This window comes from Erysipelothrix anatis, from assembly GCF_009828745.1.
GTDB lineage: Bacteria > Bacillota_I > Bacilli_A > Erysipelotrichales > Erysipelotrichaceae > Erysipelothrix > Erysipelothrix anatis.
Map to the genome: position 1 here is coordinate 51,030 of NZ_WTSX01000010.1, position 16,689 is coordinate 67,718.

The window sequence follows — 16,689 nt, forward strand, 5'->3', positions numbered from 1 at the left end:
CTTGAATTCAAGACAACGAAAAATTCTTGAGTACCTATCAGAGCAAGACGCATGGATTAAAGGAAAAGAGTTGTCCAAAGTTGTGGGTGTTACGGATCGAACAATTCGATCGGATATCGATGCCCTCAACCAAAACTATCCTGGTATCGTTGCATCAAGCACGCGTGAAGGATACTTAATTGAGTTATCAATTTATCAAAAATACAAAGAAGCATCCGATGAAATTATCCCGCAAACACCTAACGAGCGAAGTATATACATTATAAAAGAACTACTATTCAGCAAACAACGCCGCAGTATTGTTGCATTGCAAGAAGCATTATTTGTTAGTGAGCATACCATTGAAGGCGATATCAAGCGTATCCGGGAGTTAATAAAGCCCTATGGAGGCTTAAAATTGGTCCGAACTGACAATCATATATACTTTGATGGAAATGAACACGTGAAGCGAAAAATTTATCGTGATTTGCTAGCAGACGAAATTAAAGACAATTTCATTAATATTAATCGAACGGCATCATTGTATAAGCGCTTTGATCTTGTGCGTGTTACGGAAATATTTGAAGCGACACTTGCCGATTATAATTATCAAGTGCGAGAGACTGCTGTGCCAATGATTGTTGTTCATATTGGAATTACCATCGAACGCATGCTTAGTGGTCACTACTTGGATAAAAGCAATAATAATCTTCAGGACAGTGTAGAGTTTCAAATTGCTCAAGATTTCTTTCATAAGATAGTTACGATGATACCAATTACATATTCAGAAGTTGAAGCTGAGGCACTAGCAACTATTCTTATGGGATATAAGAACGCTGTAAAACTGAGTGAAACCCTTCAATATGAAGGGAAGGATGTCAATATCTCGAAGCTACTTGCTGATTTAACGGATGTTATCTTTCAAACGTTTGATTTGGATTTCACAGATGATGAGGATTTTCAAAACGGACTTCGCTTACACTTGCAATCGCTCGTTATGCGCGTCACGAATGAAACCGTAATTCCTAATGCCCATTTACAAGAAATAAAAAAATCATATCCCCTAATTTTTGAAATGGGGTTAGTGGTGAGCCGATTGATTGGAAATGCGTTTGGATTTGAATTATCAGAGTCTGAGGTTGGTTTCATAGCAATTCATATAGGTGCGGCTTATGACCGTTTATCCAGTTCTAAAAAATATCAAGTAATGTTGATTGCCCCTAATAACCGCAGCTTGTCGAAATTGACAAAAGGAAAGATCACCAACATGTTTAAAGACCGAATTGAAATTGCTGAAATTCAGGAGTATTTTGTTGAAAAAGATGTATTGAATCATGACATTGATTTAATCATCTCAATTTTACCAATCGAACATAGTCTTGAAATACCAACAGTACAAATTTCGATGTTTGTCAATCATGATGATGAGAGTAAAATCTTTAGAGTTTTAAATGAGATGGATAAGAATCGCTTTAAACATGAATTTGGAAATCAATTTGGGACGCTAATTGATGAACGGTTTTTCTTCAATAATTTAGATTTGGATACACCAGAAGCAGTCATTGATTATGTTTCAAAGGCACTTCAAGATAACTTTATTGTTTCGGAGCATTTTAAGCAATCGGTCTTAGATCGAGAAAAGATGTCATCGACGTCCTTTATTTATGCCATCGCAATTCCACATCCGCTGGATTTGGAAAGTCATCAGTCTAAAGTTGCTGTTGCATTGTTGAAAAAACCAATACGCTGGGGCAGTTATGATGTGAAACTGGTCATGTTACTCGCAATAACAGAAGAAGATAGTGCAAAGATGTGGCTATTCTTCGATTGGTTGTCAGAAACCATTACCAATACCGAAAAAATGTCGAAACTACTTCAATCAAAAAATAGAAATGAATTTGTTCATTGGATGATGAACGACTAGGAGGAAATTATGGAAGATTTAGAATTAGTGAGTTTTAAAATTATTAGTGCTGTAGGCGCAGCGAAATCATCGTTTATGGAAGCAATGACCTATGCAAATGCATATGATTTTGATAAAGCACGTGCACTAATCGAAGAGGGTGAAGCATATCGTGTCCAAGGGCATGAAGCTCATTTTGGCTTAATTCAAAAAGAAGCTAGTGGTGAAAAGACAGCTTTAAATTTAATCTTGATGCATGCTGAAGATCAATTAATGGCAGCTGAAACAATTAAAATTCTTGCGGAACAGTTGGTTGCAAGCTATGAAAAAATTCATACGCTCGAACAACTAATCCAAACTCAATCTTAAGAACTCGTCAGAGTTCTTTTTTTGTATCACATAAAATCACGTAATTTTGTTCCGTTTACTTAGGAAATGTCCTTAGGTGGAAGCACTTTCATTGTGCGGTATACTAAAAGTACATAAAGGAGGGAGAGAATCCTATGAAACGTGTCTATTTATTCTGTAATGCTGGGATGTCTACAAGTCTACTTGCAAGTAGGATGCAATCAGTCGCTGATACCCATAACTTACCCATTGAAGTTAAAGCTTTTTCAGATTCTAAGATGGAAGCAATTGTGAATGAATTTAACCCAGATGTTATTCTTTTGGGTCCTCAAGTTAAATACCGCTTGGAGCCAACTATTGAAAAATTCGGACATTTGGGGATTCCTATTGAAGTCATCAGTCTTGAAGACTATGGGAATGTGGATGGAGAACGTGTTCTTAAACGATCAATTTTACTCATGAAGGAGAATAAAAAATAATGTTTGATACACTAGAGAGAGTGCTTGCTCCGATAGCGGAGAAGCTCAGTAAAAATAAAGTTCTATCAGCTATTCGTGATGGATTTATTATAAGTACACCATTTATTATTGTTGCATCGATCTTCTTACTTATTGCCAACTTCCCGATTCAGGGGTATCCGGAATTCATGGCAAGTATCTTCGGTGCAGGGTGGGATCGTCAACTATCATCTGTTGTTTCCGCTACATTTGATGTTATTTCGATTCTAACAGTTGTTGGTATTGGATATGCCTTTGCTCGAGAACTCAAGGTTGATAGAATTTCAGGTGGTGTTGTTGCACTTGTTTCATTCCTAATCCTTACACAAACAAGCTATCCAGAATATGTCAATGAAGCTGGAAAAGCATTCCGAGGATTCTCATTTGGCGTTCTTGGTTCACAAGGAATTTTCTTGGCAATGATTGTTGCCCTAATTTCTGTAAAAATCTTTGCATGGGTTCATCACAAAGGGTGGATTATTAAATTACCTGAAGGGGTACCACCTGCAGTTATGGAATCATTTGCTGCATTGATCCCAAGTGCATTTGTATTCGTAGTTTTCTTCCTAACACGTATCGGATTCTCAGCAACAAGCTTTGAATATGCACACGTCTTTATCTATAAAGTACTTCAAGCACCGTTAATGGGCTTTGGAGAATTTAAAGCATTTGATGTTATTTACCAATTCTTAAGTAACTTATTCTGGTTCTTCGGAATTAACGGTCCAGCTGTTACAAATACAGTGTTCCGACCAATTCATGAAGCAATGACATTGGCAAACCTTTCAGCATTTGAAGCTGGACAACCACTACAATATATCTTCACTGGACCATTTAGAGATTTCTTCTCAAACTTTGGTGGTGGTGGTTCAACCTTATCACTCGTTATTGTCATGATGTTCTTTGCGAAATCACAACGCCTCAAACAATTGGGTCGTCTCTCAATTGTTCCAGGAATCTTTGGTATTAATGAAATGATCATTTTTGGATTACCAGTTGTTCTGAACCCAATTATCATTATTCCATTCTTATTTGTACCTGTGATTAACTCAATTCTATCGACGATAATGATGACGACGGGACTCATACCACTGACAACGGGAATTGCGTTACCGTGGACGACACCATTCTTCTTCTCAGGTTGGCTATCGACCGGAAGTATCTTTGCCGGTATATTCCAAATTGGATTGGTCGTTCTCGACTGCTTCCTTTACTACCCATTCTTCAAGATTCTTGATAAACAATATCTTCATGAAGAAAGCTTAAAAGGTAGTGAAAACGACACAATTGATGAGCTCGATGGCATTTCACTCGATGATATCTCATTTGATGATCTGTAAGAATTCATAATTTGCCAAAGCAGCTTTCCTGACATCGAGACGGGATATAAAGCTGCTTTGCTTTATTTAAAGGAGGTATGCTTCATGCGTACATTATTATTTTTTGATCAAACCCAAGCAGGTGCTGGTGGGAAAGAACGTCCCAATGTTGAACTTGCTGTTGAAAAAGGTGGAATCGGTTCCTATCATATGTTTGAGAGTAACCTTAAAGATGTGAATGCTTCGGTTCTTGCAACGATGTATTGTGGCAATCAGTATTTCTTTGATAATCAAGATGAAGTCGTTCGTAAAGTTGTTGGATTGGTCAATAAGTTAAAAGCTGAAATGGTTATATGTGGTCCATGCTTTAACTACAAAGATTATGCCCATATGTCCGCAATATTAGCGAACGCAATTGAAACACAAACGGATGCGAAAGCAATTGTTATGTGCTCTGTTGAGAATGACACGGTTATCCAAGAGTTTAAGGATCTTGTGACTATGGTAAAAATGCCTAAAAAAGGTGGCACGGGATTGCGTGACTCATTTGCAAATATGGCGAAAGTCATTGACGTAAAAACGAACAATGGTAATATGGAATTAATTAAAGACTACATTTATTAGAAGGAAGGTACGCTCTATGTGGGGTATTATTGCAACGTGGCGAATGGCTAAAGAAGGTATTGATGATGCTGTAGTAAATCTTCAAGATGGTGGAAGTGCGGGTGATGCCATAGAAACAGCAATCAAAGCAGTTGAAGATTTCCCGTTTTATAAATCTGTAGGATATGGCGGATTACCAAATGAAGAAATGGAAGTTGAATTAGACGCTGCTTATATGGATGGAACAAGTTTTGATGTTGGCGCAGTAGCAGCCCTCAAAGACTTTGCGAACCCAATTTCAATTGCACGTTCTCTTAGTGCGTTCCCTGTGAATAATCTACTTGTGGGTGCAGGTGCTGAAGCGTATGCTCATAAACACGGTTTTGAACGAAAGAATATGCTTACAGATCGTGCTAAAATTCATTATAAAAATCGCGTTAAGGACTTGCGCGATACAGAAATTAGTCCATATTCAGGACATGATACAGTCGGAATGGTATCACTAGATCGTGCAGGTCATGTTGTAGCAGGTACATCAACAAGCGGCTTATTCATGAAGAAAAAAGGACGTGTTGGGGATTCACCAATCATCGGTTCTGGTCTTTATGCAGACAGTGAAGCGGGTGGTGCATCCGCAACTGGTCTTGGCGAAGATCTCATGAAAGGTGTCGTATCTTATGAAGTTGTACGACTCATGAAAACGGGAATGAGCCCCCAAGATGCTGTCAATAAAGTTACTTTTGATCTAGATCGTGAACTTATCAAACGTCGCGGAAAAGCCGGTGATATCTCAATTGTTGCTATGAACCAAAACGGTGAGTGGGGCGTTGCGTCGAATATCGATAATTTCTCATTCGCAGTCGCAACCGAAGCACAACCTAACACTGTATACACAACAAAACGTGTTGGTGATACGATGGTTCATGAAGTTGCATCTGAAGCATGGTTGGAGCAATATCTAACGGATCGCATGAAACCATTGGAGGAAAAGTAACATGATACCTCAAATATATGAAAAAATAGATGCATTAATGCCAGAGTTACTGCAGTCGATTCAACGACTCGTAGCGATTGAATCGGTTGAAGGCGTGCATACACCAGATGCACCGTATGGTGAGATGCCTAAAAAGGCTTTGCTAGAAGTATTAGCGATTGCTGAAGAACTTGGCTTTAAAACAAAAAATATCGACAACATTATTGGCTATGCGCAATATGGCGAGGGTGATGGTGACTATATCGGTATTTTCGGTCACGTTGATGTTGTGCCTTTGGGTGAAGGGTGGCAATACCCACCACTTAAAGGTGTCATTGATAACGGTCGTATTTATGGTCGCGGAGTTCTTGATAATAAGGGACCCATCTTAACGAACTTATATGCTCTTTATGCTCTCAAAGAACTCGGAGTAACTTTCAATAAACCAGTCCGCATTGTTTTTGGAACCAACGAAGAATCAGGATTCGGATGTGTGCAACATTACCTTACCAAGGAAAAACCTCCTGTGTTTGGCTGGACACCAGATTGTAAATGGCCTGCTGTCTACGGTGAACGGGGACGGGCACTCATTCAGTTCGTCAATCATGGATCGCTGGAATCGTTTAACGCATTCGTGAATGAGTATATTCTATCCAGTCCAACGAACGGTGTTAAATTGGGTATTAATGTTCGGGATGATGATTTTGGTGAAATGATCATGCGTGGATATAAACTGGGTGTCATTGAAGAAAATCTAATGTTCCAAATATCATTAAGCTATCCCAATGCCAAACCAATATCCGAATTGATCGAAATGATCAAAGCTGTAGTTCCAGATTCAATTGAAGTGATATGTGCCCATAATTGGGATCCTGTATTTTACGATAAAGAATCGAATGAAATTACGTTGCTGACAGATGCCTATGAAGAGGTTATAGGAACTCGATTGCTTCCGGTGACGACCACAGGTGGTACTTACGCCAAAATAATTCCAAATATTATTGCTTATGGTCCTAGTTTTCCAGGCCAAAAAGATATTGCTCATTTACCGGATGAATGGATGAATCTTGAAGATATCCGCAATAATGGTAAAATATATAGCAATGCCTTGTATAAACTGAGAAATCTATAACAGGAGATCATGATGATGAACGATAAATTTCGAATTGAGAAGGATTCTTTGGGGGAGGTCAAGGTACCTTTTGATGCGTTGTATGGTGCTCAGACTGTCAGAGCGCTCGATAATTTTCAAATTACGGGTCGTCATGTCAACGATATGATGTACATTGCCTTAGCACAAGTAAAAAAAGCATGTGCACTCGCGAATCATGAAGTAGACGAATTAGATAGTGTTCGAAGTGATGCGATTGTGGAAGCGTGTGATGAAATCATTCAAGGATTGCATAAGCACGAATTTGTTACAGATGCGATTCAAGGTGGAGCAGGAACATCGATGAATATGAATGTGAACGAAATTATTGCCAATCGGGCAGCGCAAATTTTAAATAAACCAATCGGTATTTACGATTTTGTGCATCCCAATGATCACGTAAATCGTGCGCAGTCAACCAACGATATCATTCCAACAGCTGGGAAATTAACAGTTTTAAATCTCGGTATGCTGCTTCTTGAAGAGATGTATTTTCTAGCTGACGCATTTCACGCAAAATCGGTGGAGTTTGCTTCGATTATAAAGGTTGGCCGAACGCATCTTCAAGATGCCGTCCTAATTTCTATGGGTCAGGTATTTCAAAGTTATGAGTCTGTTTTACAACGAGATATTCATCGTTTTAAGCATGCACTTAGTGAAATGCAAGTCGTAAATCTGGGTGCAACTGCGGTTGGGACGGGAATTAATTCGGTTCCAGGTTATCGCGAGAAAGCTGTGGCTAATTTAAGTAAGATTACAGGGAAATCGTTTGTAAGTGCTGAAGACCTCGTTGATGCGACGAAACATGTCGACGGATTTGCCTATGTTCACGCTTCTTTAAAAACATTTGCGATTGGATTGTCACGAATTTGCAATGATATCCGAATGATGGCATCGGGACCTAAAGTTGGTTTTAATGAAATCTTTCTTCCTGAAAAACAACCAGGAAGTTCAATCATGCCTGGCAAAGTAAATCCTGTTATTCCAGAAGTTGTAAATCAGGTGTGCTTTCAAGTAATTGGTAATGATGCGACTGTCACAATGGCGGCGGAAGCGGGTCAAATGGAGTTAAATGTTTTTGAACCAGTATTATTCTATAATTTGTTTGAATCTTTAGAGATTTTACGTCACGCATGCTCGACACTTCGACTCCATGCTATTCAGGATCTAAAAGTGAATGAACATCGGGTTCATGATTATGTTGAACATTCATTAGCAATGGCGACAGCTCTTGTTAAACACTTAGGATATGCAAAGGTTTCAGAAATAACAAAACAAGCCTTAAAAGAAAACAAATCGTTACGTACAATTGTATTGGAACAGCAACTAATGAGTGAAGCAGAAGTGGATGATGCTTTACGACCTGAGTCCATGATTCATCCACGTTAGGAGACATTATGACATATTGTGTTGAAGTACTTGCGGCATCAACAAGTGATTGCGAAATTGCAGAACAGTGTGGTGCTGATCGTATAGAATTAAACAACGGAATTCATCTCGGAGGGTTGACGCCAAGTATTGGTACCCTCGTTATGGCGCGTCGTGTGACGAAACTTCCTATTGTTGCAATGGTTCGACCAAGACCGGGAGGTTTTCATTATAATCCAATGGAAGTTGAAACAATGTTCGTGGATGCGAAGCAATTAATCGCAGCAGGCGCGGATGGTTTGGTCTTTGGTTTTCTCAATGCTGATAGAAGTGTCGATGCATCCTTGACACAAAGCTTTGTCGAACTATGCCATGAGCATGGTATTGAAGCTATTTTTCACCGTGCTTTTGATTGTGTCGAGGATCCTTTTGCAGCAATCGAAGTGTTGATCGAATGTGGCGTAGATCGTATCTTAACGAGCGGATTGAAAGAAACTGCAATTGAAGGTGTTGCACTTCTTAAAACACTACAAGCTCAATATGGTAATCGTATTGAATTATGCTTAGGTTCAGGAATTAATGCAGCAAACGCACTTACACTCATCGATCAAACAGGTGTAAAACAATTACATGGTTCGTTCAAAGGATGGAACGAAGACCCAACCACTCGCACGGAAAATGTCTCGTATGCTTTTAGCGATCTTGGTGACTATGATGGTGTCGATCCAGTAAAACTGAAAGAAATGATAGATGTTATTAATACCAAAAAAGCAGTTTCAATGTGAAACTGCTTTTATTATTCGTTTTTGTCGATGTGTTCTTCTCGAGATTCGTTACAACGCTGCTCATAAAAGAGAAAGGCGATAGCAACAATAAGCTGGAGAAGCCCAACATAAATAAAGGACTTAAAGAATATAGCTGCATTAAAATATGCGCTATTTGAAACGCCGAATCGGATGTCAACCTCGGATATCACTGAAGCAAAAAAATAATACACGATAATATAAATTGAGAGGGCATTCGTTAAATTCTTAATTCTTTTCATTGATAGTTTCCTTTCAGTATAGTTGTTAGCTGCGTTCATTATATCAAGTTTTGGCAAAATTTGATAATTGTAAGATAATGTGTGTGTTGCAGGTGCAATGATTGTGGTACGATAAATGAAATTGAACTACAAACGTTAGATGAAGTTAGAAAAGGTGAGGCTGCGATATGAAACGAAAAACGATTCTACAATGGCTTGTTGGAATTATTGGTGTTGGTGTAATTTATGCGCTTCTTGTGTTTGGACTCATATTATCGACATATCGTGAAGTTCCCCCTCAAAGAATCGATACAATGATTGTTCTTGGTGCGAAAGCTTGGGGAAATGAACCATCACCAATTTTAAAAGAACGCTTAGATGCAGCGGTTCCATATTTGCAAACGAATCCTCAGACGGTTGTGATTGTGACCGGTGGTCAAGGTCCGGATGAAATAGAACCAGAGGGTGTAGTTATGGGCAGATATCTGAAGTCCAAAGGAATTGATGCAAATCGGATTATCGTTGAATCGACCTCTACAACTACCGTCGAAAATATTCAAAATGCAGCTAAACTCCACGACATTTCAACTGCAATTGTAGTAAGTAATGATTTTCATATCTATCGCGCAAAGCGAACTGCTACCCAAAATGGAGTAAACACAGTTTACGGTCTTGCGGCACCGTCTAAAACGAAAGCAACTTTCGTATCGTATCTTCGCGAGGTTGTCGCATTGGGCTATCATTTAATATTTACACACTAGAACAAATAAATGACTTCGTGATTTCTAATCAAAACTAAAACTCTATCAAATTGATAGAGTTTCTTTCTAAATCATTAAAGCGATTCGAAATGGTTAATAATACATGTAATTGAAAGGATTGTTCCGAAGTAGATTACAAACAGAGGTGCAGTTTTGATCGGCGGAAATTTATGAGAGTTTTCGATAAACAAATAGGAAACCCAAAGTACCATCAATAATACACCCAAAAGATTCATATACTTGTTTTTAGCAACGGTACAATAGGCAAGAATGTAGGTTCCTACTATAATTATGCCAGCTTAAAATTGATGGGTGGGTGTCGGCATAATAAAATCCCAAGTAGTGTACATTGTAATTAGAAAAAAACTAAAAGTAACAATGGGAAGAAAGGCGACAAACCAAAGCAGAATCCGTATTAATTTTGCTATCGCTGGTTTCATTGCACAGTGTTACGATCATCTGTCGTTCTACCATATTTAGTTGCTAAATAAGCATGGTATCCATACACAAAAATACTTAAATCATAAATAGGATACTTTGCTGCGATGATATTTTTAAATTCCTCGAAGAGCGTTGGATCCTTAACTGCATCAACAAACGAAAGTCCATGATCCGTAATACCAATGATATAGGTTTGTTTCGGATTGTAATCATAGGAATCCGAAAACTCAACAGTTCCTATGTGTTCATTATGGATATGTCTTAGACTATCGGTTACATCTTGTTCTGAGTACATTTCTAGATTCAAGTCAGCTTGGGTGATGATCTTTGAAGCATCAGTTTTCTTCGTAATGTAAGTCATCAATACGTCGCGAATACAATCTATATTTAAAGTCATATGAATTACCTCCTATCTAAATTATACACCAGTAAAGGTGTTTTTAATTTCGCATGAAGATATTTATTGATATTTCTTTGCATCATACTTACTAAGTCGAATCTACTATTAAATGTCATGTTAGAAAAAATTGTAGTCTTTGGATTGATTTTAAGTCGATTATGGCTAATATTAATAGAAACTGGAGCCAATTTATATGCATAAAACAAAGTTTCAGAAGAATCAATGCAATTGGCTTGTTTATATTCTGACAAAGAACACAAGTTATGTTTCTTCTATAGCATCTTGGAACTTACTAAAAATGAGTATATCAGCATTGAAAAGGCTTATGAAATTAGCAGGAAACCTAGATAATCAAAATTTACATTTAGCCGTTCGCACTGTATGATAGTCCTAAGATAGAAACGAGATTCCGAAGATACTTATGATTTCCTTAAAGCCTGTTGCCGGTGTGTATAAAAATGATGTTGAGATGTTATACCAGAATGCATTTCCTGAAAATGAGCGGAAAAATTTAGCATACATCTATGAAGACGAAGGAAAGAATAGTGAGATTTGTGTCTTACTCGATGATGATGTATTTGTGGGTTTCACGATTGTTCTTTTCACTGATACCCTAGTACATTTAATCTATTTTGCAATTGACCCTAAAGTTCAAAGCAAGGGGTTGGGTTCGTCAACATTATTGTTAATTAAAGCACGTTATCAACGTACGATTTTTGCAGATGTCGAAGTAGTTCATCCTAAGAAATCTGATGCACCAATTCGACGCCGAAGAATAAAATTTTATAAAAAGAATCATTACTTTGAAACGAGAATTGTATATAATTGGCGAGGCGAAGATTTTACCATTCTTTCTACTGATTACCCACTTACAGCCCGAGAGTACCACGATTTCTGGGAATCGATTGAAAAGAGCAATCCAAAGCTTCTTGAATATTAGTAAAGAGCATCGTATACGATGCTCTTTTAGTATCAAGTAAAAGGATAGGGGTCCCAAACAGTTGAGTCTTGTCCAGGTTGCGTATAAATACCATTTTTATAATTTGAGGATGCTTTCAGGCGATAAAGTCGGTTCTCGCCATTCGAATCGTATGACACAACAATCGTTGGTGATTCATCCGATTTCTTATAAATCGTAAAGGGATCGTACTGAAGTGTATTTTGAAGATTCCATCCGAAGTCAACACCCGGTTCGGGATTTTGATTTGATTGAATTGTTTCGTTCGCAACATATAATTTTTGCTCGTGATATGTGATGGAACCTTTAGTATAAACGCGTGTCTTTTGCCATTTCAAATCCGAGATAGTGCCTATCTTCTTCCACCCGTTCCAACCATCGGACTGTTCGGGTGTCATATTTGATGCACCTCCATTATCTGCACGGTACACGATGTCATTCATTATAACCAAATCATTGATAAAGTAGCGTGCTTGGATGAAATGGTGATTACTGTAGAAACGGTAATGGCCACTATAGCCTTCCGAAATGTCTGGTGAATCTGGAAGTTTATCATGCCATCCTGTTCGATACCGTAGCAAATACATATCCTTGTAATAAACGACGTTGCTTTCAACGTATCGGGTATTCTCTTGAAACTCAGTAGCACCAATTGGGTGAATACTTGGTAACGAAAAAGTTCCGATTTTTAAGGAGATATCAGACGCAGTGTCTATGTTGTTTTTGATCGAAATATTTTGCCAGTAACTGTAAGTGGTCGACACTAAGAGGCCTAGCATAAGTAGTAGGGTCCCTAACATTAGAATTTTTTTCATGGTTGTTCTATGACATAATGCATAACGTATCCTTTGGTCAAAGGTGGGGGTTCAACGTAGCATTACTATTCTCCGCATTGTTATCGTGCTAATTTTACCACCTGTGATTGTATCGAGCAATCAATTTACAATAAATTTCCTTTATTTTATAGGAGAAATCACACCAATCAACGGAATATTTGAATTTAGTATAAGATTTATTTTTTATACAATTGTGATATAATCCCTATTTTTGTTGAATTTAGGTATGTGAAAGCGGTTACCAAACAAGTACTATATGTATATGAAAGACATGTATTCATACAATACAGGAGGAAAATATGAAGAAGTTCAAACGCATTAGTATTCTGCTTCTAGTTACATTAATGCTGGTAGCATGTTCTGGCGGAGGTAAGTCAGAAGAGAATAAAAAGCTTGTTGTTTACTCCCCAAATAGTGAAGGCTTGATTAATGCAGTCGTACCACTTTTTGAAGAAAAAACAGGAATCAAAGTTGAAGTTATTTCTGCGGGTACGGGTGAATTAGTCAAACGAATTCAGTCAGAGAAAGAAAATCCATATGGCGACGTGCTTTTTGGTGGAACCTATACGCAGTATATTTCAAACAAAGATTTGTTTGAGCCGTACGTTTCAAAAGAAGATGCAAACGTTGTGGATGAGTATAAAAACGACACAGGATACATTACATACACAGTTTTAGATGGAAGTGTCCTCATCGTAAACAAAGAGCTAACGAAAGATCTCAAAATCGAAAGTTATGAAGATCTTTTACAACCTGAACTAAAAGGCAAGATTGCGACTGCTGATCCATCAAATTCATCAAGTGCTTTTGCCCAATTAACAAATATTCTATTAGCAATGAGTCCAGATGATGACTACATGAACGATGTGGCATGGGACTATGTTGGAAAATTAATTCAACAATGGGACGGCAAAATTCAGTCTGGATCATCTTCAGTTTATAAATCTGTTGTTGATGGAGAAATGTGGGTTGGGTTAACCTACGAAGATCCTGTAGCAAAACTTGTTAAAGATGGTGCTAAAAATGTCGAAATTGTTTATCCGAAAGAAGGAAGTGTCTTCCTTCCTGCTGGATCTGGAATTATTAAAAATGCTAAGAACAAAGAGAATGCAGAACTTTTCATTGATTTCCTTCTTACAGAAGAAGTTCAAAATATCTTCGGTTCTGAGTTAACAAACCGTCCAGTACGTAAAGGTGCGACAACAGGGGATCACCTCAAAGATTACTCAACATTACCATTAATTTATGAAGACATGGAATATGTCTACCAGAATAAGACACAACTTGTAGAGCGTTACACAAAATTATTTGCAGAATTACAATAATTAGATTAGAAACGGGGTTAGATTATGAGTGTAAATATTTCAATCAAAAATGCTGTAAAACGTTATGGCCAAAATACAATCATTCCGGATCTCTCAATTGAAATCAAGGAGGGTGAATTCTTCACCCTTCTTGGTCCATCTGGGTGCGGAAAAACAACACTATTACGAATGATTGCGGGGTTCAACTCAATTGAAGGGGGCGATTTTTTCTTCAATGAAAAACGTATCAATGACATGGAACCATCAAAACGAAATATTGGAATGGTGTTTCAAAACTATGCGATCTTTCCACATTTAACAGTATTTGATAATGTTGCTTTTGGATTAAAAAATCGCAAAATGGATAAAGAGACAATTCAAAAATCTGTTAATGAAATGTTGGATACAATGCAAATTTCGGATTATGCAGATCGTATGCCAGAACGACTTTCCGGAGGGCAACAACAACGTGTTGCTTTGGCACGTGCAGTTGTCATCAAACCAGATGTATTATTAATGGACGAGCCACTTAGTAATTTAGATGCCAAGCTCCGAATTGATATGCGTACAGCAATCAAAGAGATTCAACAATCAGTCAACATTACAACTGTCTATGTGACACATGATCAAGAAGAAGCAATGTCGGTATCGGATCGAATTGCAGTTATGAAAGACGGTGTTATTCAACATGTTGGAACACCACAAAATATTTACCAGCGTCCCCGTAACATATTTGTCGCAACATTTATTGGTCGATCCAATATTCTAACGGGGAATTTAACGAACGCTTCTTTAACATTAAACAATGGTCCAACGATTAATTTGGATGAAACCAAAATGGTTCGCAACGGCAGTGAAGAATTGGTTAAAATTTCAATTCGACCAGAGGAATTCTTAATTACGTCTGATCCATCAGCAGCCATCACAACAGGAACCGTGAAGAAAACCGTATTTTTAGGTCTCAATACTCACTATACGGTTGAATTAGCAACAGGAGATATGGTAGATATCGTTGAAGAGTCAGCGATCAATCACTTATATCAAGAAGGTGAAACTGTTAAAGTAGGGATTAAAATCGAAAAAATCAACGTGTATACGGCTGATGGAGAAGAGAACTTGATTGTAGGTGTTCACCATGACCTTACTTAATAAATTACGCAAACCCGATTTTTGGAAAGCATCAACATTAGTTGTACTAGTACTTTACGGACTTTTCTTCATTTACCCGATTGTTAATCTTCTTGCTCAATCAATCTATGATCCGAGCCTTGGTGGATTTACACTCACACATTTTAATAAATTCTTTAGCCAACCGTATTATCTCAAGACAATCGTCAACAGTTTTCAAGTAACAATTATCGCAACGTTACTCACGTTGCTAATTGGAATACCGTTAGCATATTTTACGACTGTTTATAAAGTAAGAGGTAAAAAATTCTTAAATATTATCATTATTCTTTGTTCTATGTCGGCGCCATTTATCGGTGCGTACTCGTGGATTCTGCTACTGGGCCGTAGTGGTTTAATTACCAAATTTATGTTGAGTACCTTTGGAATTGTGATTCCAGATATTTATGGATTTAGTGGTATTTTATTAGTCTTAACGTTACAGCTATTTCCGTTAGTTTATCTCTATATTCAAGGTGCACTGAGCAGTGTCGATAATTCACTATTTGAAGCATCAGAAAGCATGGGAATAACAGGATTCAAACGGTTCTTCAAAGTTGTATTGCCGTTAATCAAACCAACCATCTACGCAAGCGCATTACTTGTCTTTATGAGAGCATTTGCTGACTTTGGAACACCAATGCTTATTGGTGAAGGGTATCGAACTTTCCCGCGACTTATTTTCGATGAATTTATTTCAGAAATGGGTGGAGATACAGGATTTGCTGCTGCCATCTCTGTAATTGCAATCCTACTCACTACCGTTTTCTTTCTCTTCCAACGTTGGTTATCAAACCGTAATCAATTCTCAATGAGTGCATTACATAGCATCGAACCGAAGCCGATGAAACGATCATTATCTGTGATGGTTCATACATTCGTCTATGGTGTTGTAGCAGTTGCATTTATGCCCCAAGTTTATGTTTTCTATACATCATTCCTTAAAACATCAGGGTTAATATTTGTAGATGGATATTCATTGGACAGTTATCGTGAAGCATTCTCACGCCTAGGGAATAGTATTCAAAATACCTTCATTATTCCAGGAATTGCACTTGTTATTATTGTAATTATGGCTGTAATCATTGCCTATATAGCTGTCCGTCGTCGCAATCCATTGACCGCGACAGTTGATGCTGTTTCAATGATTCCTTACATTATTCCAGGTACTGTACTTGGTATTGCCATGTTAACTTCATTGTCGAAGCGACCATTCATGCTTACAGGAACATTTACTATTATGATTATTGCACTGGTTGTACGTCGATTACCGTATACAATCCGTTCATCAGTTGCAATACTACAACAAATATCGATTAGTGTAGAGGAAGCAGCGATTTCGCTTGGAACCAGTAACTCAAAAACATTCTTTAAAATTACAGTTCCAATGATGTCTGCGGGGGTAATTTCAGGAGCTATTCTTAGCTGGATTACGATGATCTCTGAACTATCAACAGCAATCATTCTCTATACTTCAAAAACACAAACAATGACAGTATCGATCTATACGCAAGTTATCCGTGGAAACTATGGAATCGCAGCCGCTTTATCAGCAATCCTTACGGGACTCACAATAATTTCGTTGCTTGTCTTTATGAAACTATCGAAAGGAAAAAATATACAAATATAGAAAAAGGTAAATCCTTTTTCTCTTTTTG

The 16,689-nt window shown here is 37.7% G+C and carries 17 protein-coding genes; 14 read left to right on the forward strand and 3 right to left on the reverse strand.

Annotated features, from left to right (window positions below; all coding sequences use genetic code 11):
• Window position 1: 1 nt before the first annotated feature.
• The 9 genes from GVV19_RS08075 to GVV19_RS08115 all read left to right on the forward strand — a co-directional run bounded on the left by GVV19_RS08075 (window position 2) and on the right by GVV19_RS08115 (window position 8,925).
• Window positions 2-1,903, forward strand: a complete 1,902-nt coding sequence (locus tag GVV19_RS08075; protein WP_159646939.1) for a BglG family transcription antiterminator — start codon at window positions 2-4, stop codon at window positions 1,901-1,903.
• 9 nt (window positions 1,904-1,912) lie between these two features.
• Window positions 1,913-2,251 (forward strand): PTS lactose/cellobiose transporter subunit IIA, encoded by a 339-nt coding sequence (locus GVV19_RS08080; RefSeq protein ID WP_201288206.1) that lies wholly within the window; start codon window positions 1,913-1,915, stop codon window positions 2,249-2,251.
• A 134-nt stretch (window positions 2,252-2,385) separates the two neighbouring features.
• Window positions 2,386-2,709 (forward strand): PTS sugar transporter subunit IIB, encoded by a 324-nt coding sequence (locus GVV19_RS08085; protein ID WP_159638664.1) that lies wholly within the window; start codon window positions 2,386-2,388, stop codon window positions 2,707-2,709.
• Entirely contained in the window at window positions 2,709-4,067 is a 1,359-nt protein-coding gene (locus tag GVV19_RS08090) for a PTS sugar transporter subunit IIC (RefSeq protein ID WP_159640376.1), read from the forward strand. The genes GVV19_RS08085 and GVV19_RS08090 overlap by 1 nt, the downstream gene beginning before the upstream one ends.
• Before the next feature lie 84 nt (window positions 4,068-4,151).
• On the forward strand, window positions 4,152-4,670 hold the full coding sequence (locus GVV19_RS08095; protein WP_159640379.1) for a GrdB-related putative oxidoreductase: 519 nt from the start codon (window positions 4,152-4,154) through the stop codon (window positions 4,668-4,670).
• Window positions 4,671-4,686: 16 nt separating this feature from the next.
• On the forward strand, window positions 4,687-5,643 hold the full coding sequence (locus GVV19_RS08100; RefSeq protein ID WP_159646941.1) for a N(4)-(beta-N-acetylglucosaminyl)-L-asparaginase: 957 nt from the start codon (window positions 4,687-4,689) through the stop codon (window positions 5,641-5,643).
• Between the two features lies 1 nt (window position 5,644).
• Window positions 5,645-6,754 carry a Sapep family Mn(2+)-dependent dipeptidase gene (locus GVV19_RS08105; RefSeq protein WP_159646943.1) on the forward strand — a complete coding sequence of 370 codons (1,110 nt, stop codon included), beginning with the start codon at window positions 5,645-5,647 and terminating at the stop codon, window positions 6,752-6,754.
• Window positions 6,755-6,769: 15 nt separating this feature from the next.
• The gene (locus GVV19_RS08110) at window positions 6,770-8,161 is read left to right on the forward strand and encodes an aspartate ammonia-lyase (RefSeq protein ID WP_236262337.1); all 1,392 of its coding nucleotides are present in this window, start codon (window positions 6,770-6,772) and stop codon (window positions 8,159-8,161) included.
• A gap of 8 nt (window positions 8,162-8,169) precedes the next feature.
• The gene (locus GVV19_RS08115; RefSeq protein WP_159646945.1) at window positions 8,170-8,925 is read left to right on the forward strand and encodes a copper homeostasis protein CutC; all 756 of its coding nucleotides are present in this window, start codon (window positions 8,170-8,172) and stop codon (window positions 8,923-8,925) included.
• 11 nt (window positions 8,926-8,936) lie between these two features.
• Here GVV19_RS08115 and GVV19_RS08120 read toward each other — a convergent pair whose 3' ends face one another.
• Window positions 8,937-9,185: a hypothetical protein gene (locus GVV19_RS08120; RefSeq protein WP_159646947.1), complete on the reverse strand. Its 249-nt coding sequence runs from the start codon at window positions 9,183-9,185 to the stop codon at window positions 8,937-8,939.
• Window positions 9,186-9,352: 167 nt separating this feature from the next.
• Between GVV19_RS08120 and GVV19_RS08125 the strand changes: the two genes are divergently transcribed.
• Window positions 9,353-9,925, forward strand: coding sequence for a YdcF family protein (locus GVV19_RS08125; protein WP_159646949.1), 573 nt, complete (start codon window positions 9,353-9,355; stop codon window positions 9,923-9,925).
• 436 nt (window positions 9,926-10,361) lie between these two features.
• Here GVV19_RS08125 and GVV19_RS08130 read toward each other — a convergent pair whose 3' ends face one another.
• Window positions 10,362-10,763, reverse strand: a complete 402-nt coding sequence (locus tag GVV19_RS08130) for a DUF2513 domain-containing protein (protein WP_159640400.1) — start codon at window positions 10,761-10,763, stop codon at window positions 10,362-10,364.
• Between the two features lie 424 nt (window positions 10,764-11,187).
• On the opposite strand from GVV19_RS08130, the gene GVV19_RS08135 reads away from it, so the two are divergent.
• Entirely contained in the window at window positions 11,188-11,706 is a 519-nt protein-coding gene (locus tag GVV19_RS08135; RefSeq protein ID WP_159646951.1) for a GNAT family N-acetyltransferase, read from the forward strand.
• 32 nt (window positions 11,707-11,738) lie between these two features.
• Here the strand turns inward: GVV19_RS08135 and GVV19_RS08140 are convergent, their stop codons facing one another.
• Complete coding sequence (locus GVV19_RS08140) at window positions 11,739-12,539, reverse strand: hypothetical protein (RefSeq protein ID WP_159646953.1); 801 nt, start codon at window positions 12,537-12,539, stop codon at window positions 11,739-11,741.
• 320 nt (window positions 12,540-12,859) lie between these two features.
• Between GVV19_RS08140 and GVV19_RS08145 the strand changes: the two genes are divergently transcribed.
• From GVV19_RS08145 to GVV19_RS08155, 3 genes are read left to right on the forward strand one after another with little or no spacing between them, the layout of a single operon-like run.
• Window positions 12,860-13,885 carry an ABC transporter substrate-binding protein gene (locus GVV19_RS08145; RefSeq protein WP_159640412.1) on the forward strand — a complete coding sequence of 342 codons (1,026 nt, stop codon included), beginning with the start codon at window positions 12,860-12,862 and terminating at the stop codon, window positions 13,883-13,885.
• A 24-nt stretch (window positions 13,886-13,909) separates the two neighbouring features.
• Window positions 13,910-15,013 (forward strand): ABC transporter ATP-binding protein, encoded by a 1,104-nt coding sequence (locus GVV19_RS08150; RefSeq protein ID WP_159646955.1) that lies wholly within the window; start codon window positions 13,910-13,912, stop codon window positions 15,011-15,013.
• On the forward strand, window positions 15,000-16,661 hold the full coding sequence (locus GVV19_RS08155) for an ABC transporter permease (protein ID WP_159646957.1): 1,662 nt from the start codon (window positions 15,000-15,002) through the stop codon (window positions 16,659-16,661). Before GVV19_RS08150 ends, GVV19_RS08155 begins: the two co-directional genes overlap by 14 nt.
• Window positions 16,662-16,689 lie beyond the last annotated feature (28 nt).